We start from the raw sequence: 3,716 nt of genomic DNA, 5'->3' as shown, positions 1-3,716 counted from the left end.
GTCGATGGTATCGAAGGCGACAACCAGCTTCACGTACTGCGTGAAAACGACACGCCAATTGATCAGGCCTTACTGCTGCAACCCTGTGACGGCGAGCGTACCGAAGCTGGCATGCGCACCAACATTCGGGTGTCGCTGCAATACATTGCCTCCTGGCTGAACGGCAAAGGCTGCGTGCCTATCTACGGCCTGATGGAAGACGCCGCCACCGCTGAAATTTCACGGACCTCAATTTGGCAGTGGATACGCCACGGCAAGACGCTTTCCGACAACACCCCGGTTACCAAAGAGTTGTTCCGACAGTACCTGCAAGAAGAAGCCGACGTAGTGAAAAATGAAGTCGGTGAACAGCGCTGGAAGAGCGAACCCTTTTCCCGGGCCCTGAGCCTGCTGGAAGAAATTACCACAGCCGACGAGCTGGTCGATTTTCTGACTCTGCCCGGCTACCAACAACTGAAATAACAATAAAATTCGCAACAATTAAAGAACAACAAGGAATTATTTATGACAACCCAGAACCTTTCATTCGCACAACAGGTTAAAGAATTACAAAAGCAATGGGACACCGACCCGCGCTGGAAAGGCGTTGAGCGCCCTTACAGTGCCGAAGACGTAGTCCGCCTGCGTGGTACCGTTCAGCCGGAATACACCTATGCCCGCAATGGTGCCGATAAACTCTGGCAGCTCATTCACGGCAAAGCACAGGAAAAATTTGGCAAAGACTATGTCAACGCACTGGGTGCTTTAACCGGCGGCCAGGCGGTACAGCAAGTCAAAGCAGGCTTGCAGGCCATTTACCTTTCCGGCTGGCAGGTGGCGGCTGACAACAACTCGGCCTGCAGCATGTACCCGGATCAGTCGTTATATCCGGTCGACTCTGTACCGACGGTGGTTGAGCGCATTAACAACTCCTTTGCCCGTGCTGATCAAATTCAGTGGTCAAAAGGCGTTACGCCGGAAGACGACAATTACGTAGACTACTTTGCGCCGATTGTTGCTGACGCTGAAGCCGGCTTTGGTGGCGTGCTCAATGCGTACGAACTAATGAAACGCATGATCCAGTCCGGGGCTGCAGGTGTGCATTTTGAAGACCAGCTGGCTTCAGTGAAAAAATGCGGCCATATGGGCGGAAAAGTACTGGTGCCAACACAAGAAGCGGTGCAGAAGCTTTCAGCTGCACGTTTAGCTGCAGACGTTGCCGGGACACCAACACTGATTGTGGCCCGTACTGACGCCAACGCCGCTGACCTGCTGACTTCTGACTTCGACCCGAATGACAAGCCTTTCATTACCGGCGAGCGCACTGCCGAAGGTTTCTATCGGGTTAAGCCGGGCATTGAACAGGCCATTTCACGCGGCTTAGCTTATGCTCCGTTTGCGGATCTTATCTGGTGTGAAACCGCCAAACCAGACTTAGACGAAGCGCGTCAGTTTGCTGAAGCCGTTCATGCCAAATACCCCGGCAAACTGCTGGCCTATAACTGTTCACCGTCGTTTAACTGGAAACGCAACCTGGACGACGACACCATAGCTAAGTTCCAGCGCGAGCTTGCCGCAATGGGTTACAAATTCCAGTTTATTACCTTGGCCGGTGTGCACAACATGTGGTATCACATGTTTGAATTGGCCCATGACTATGCCCGCAACGACATGTCTGCCTACGTTAAACTGCAGCAGCAAGAGTTTGACGCAGCAGACAAAGGCTACACCTTTGTGGCGCACCAGCAGGAAGTCGGTACCGGTTACTTTGACGAGCTGACCAACGTGATTCAGGGCGGGCTTTCCTCAGTTACTGCACTGAAAGGCTCAACCGAGGAAGACCAGTTTAAAACCTCTGCGTAAAGCGCAAGTCGGCATCATAAGGAAAGACATCCGTAAGCTCACCCTTGCGGATGTTTTTTTGTACCCGGCACCAGTACGCCGGGTCAATCAATTCAGGATGACGCTTCAATAATTTGTCACGGTACTTCGCCTGCGGCACCGCAAATTGCGCCAGCTGCTGCGGGAAAACATCGTCCGGGGCAATAGACACTTCCCAGTCGTTATCCGGCAAGCGTCGAAAGCTCATGTCCGTTAAATACCGTACTTCGTCGTAGTCATAGAATACCACCCGTTTATGCCGGGTGACGCCAAAGTTTTTCAGCAGCATGTCGCCGGGGAAAATATTCGCCGCCATCATTTCTTTTAAGGCACGGCCGTAGTCATCCATCGCCGCGTCTATTTCTTCGTCATTGGCGTATTCTAAGTACAAATTCAGTGGCGTCATTCGGCGTTCAACAAACAACTGGTGAATCACCAAAGTGTCACCCTCTATCGAAATAGAATTGCTAATGGTTTGCTTAAACTCTTCCAGTAAGTCGGCAGAGATACGTTTCAGCGGCAACGCCACATCGACAAATTCCAGCGTATCGGCCATACGCCCTACCCGGTCATGCCGCTTAACCATGCGGTAACGATCAATTACCGTCTGCCGGCCAAACTCCTTAGTACCGCCCAGCCGGTCTTTAATGACTTTAAATACATAAGGAAAAGACGGCAGCGTAAATACGGTCATAACCATACCTTTGACACCGGGAGCAGCAGAAAGCTGGTCATCTGTGCGGCGCAAATGGTGCAAAAACTCGCGATAAAACTCGGTTTTGCCCTGCTTATGAAAGCCCACCGACGAATAAAGTTCAGCCAGGGTTTTGTGTGGCATTAAATCTTTCAAAAACCGCACCAAGGCAGAAGGCGCCTCGGTTTCGACCATAAAATACGAACGGGCAAAGCCAAAAATAGTCGCCATGCGGTCCGAACGGGTAATAAAAGCATCGACATAAAGCTTGCCCTGCGAATTAATCAGCACAGGTACAATAAAAGGGTAATGGTTATTTTCAGTCACTACCCGTCCGACAATATATGCCGCTTTGTTGCGGTAGAATGGTGACTTAAGTACGTCTATGCGCAGGTTGTGGGCTTCAATATCGGTTTCAGTTGCGCGCTCAAAAAACTTATCGCGCAACTGTTCAATATCATTTTCAAAGTTTTCAAATTCACCGCCCAGGCCAATATCCTCAAACACCCGCGTCAGTGTCCCCTCCAGCCCGTCAACCACCGGAAAATAAGAGTGACACTCGTTCTCGACCGGTACCGGAATGTGGTTCGCCAGCACAGTTTCTACAAAAATATAGTCGTTATTAAAGTAGGCACGGTCAAACACCCGGCAAAATACCGAGTTGTAAAAAGTCTCTGCAAGCTCCGCCTGCGGATGAAACTTCAGTAATTGCTGGTAACGTTGCCGGGTTGCACGCCATAGGTTTTCATCAAGCGCATTACCCACACGCCGCTCGACTTTCTTCGCGGTTGTACCCACCTGATGATCGTAATAATGAATGCGCTCTGAGGCCGCCGACACAACGGCTGTCCAGTCCCGTTGCAAAAAACGTTCACGTGCCCCCTGAGTCAGCGCCTGAAAACGCCGGTAGTGGCTATGAAAGCCATCCAGAATACTTTTTGCCAGGGTCTCGGGGCTAATTGTCATGGTCTTTCATCCACCAAACCGGTCACAACGACTCTCTATTTGAATCAAGTTAATCATCAATAATGACAGAAACAAGACTGGCGTTATACATTCACCCTATTTATAATCCCGATAGATTTTTCATATTCCACTTATTCTGGATAGCTATGAATACCATCAAAGACATTGATTTGAACCTGCTGGTTTATCTGGATGT

Annotated in this window: 2 protein-coding genes and 1 pseudogene; 2 read left to right on the top strand and 1 reads right to left on the bottom strand. The window is 50.3% G+C overall.

Annotation, left to right across the window (positions count from 1 at the left end):
• Positions 1–462 (top strand): annotated as a pseudogene (locus tag B3180_RS10975) (malate synthase A); the annotation flags it as partial.
• A gap of 42 nt (positions 463–504) precedes the next feature.
• Positions 505–1,842 carry an isocitrate lyase gene (gene aceA / locus B3180_RS10970; RefSeq protein WP_278358190.1) on the top strand — a complete coding sequence of 446 codons (1,338 nt, stop codon included), beginning with the start codon at positions 505–507 and terminating at the stop codon, positions 1,840–1,842.
• On the opposite strand, the gene aceK is transcribed toward aceA, so the two are convergent.
• Positions 1,826–3,520, bottom strand: a complete 1,695-nt coding sequence (gene aceK, locus B3180_RS10965; RefSeq protein WP_286844503.1) for a bifunctional isocitrate dehydrogenase kinase/phosphatase — start codon at positions 3,518–3,520, stop codon at positions 1,826–1,828. The genes aceA and aceK overlap by 17 nt on opposite strands.
• Between the last annotated feature and the right edge of the window lie 196 nt (positions 3,521–3,716).

Origin of the sequence: Idiomarina sp. UBA4206 (genome assembly GCF_002383015.1) — a bacterium.
GTDB classification, from domain to species: Bacteria; Pseudomonadota; Gammaproteobacteria; order Enterobacterales; family Alteromonadaceae; genus Idiomarina; species Idiomarina abyssalis.
This window is presented reverse-complemented; position numbering and strand designations above follow the sequence as displayed.

Bases quoted from the DNA above. Each gene is read 5' to 3' on its own strand.
- aceK (WP_286844503.1), bottom strand. From the start codon at position 3,520: ATGACAATTAGCCCCGAGACCCTGGCAAAAAGTATTCTGGATGGCTTT.
- aceA (WP_278358190.1), top strand. From the start codon at position 505: ATGACAACCCAGAACCTTTCATTCGCACAACAGGTTAAAGAATTACAA.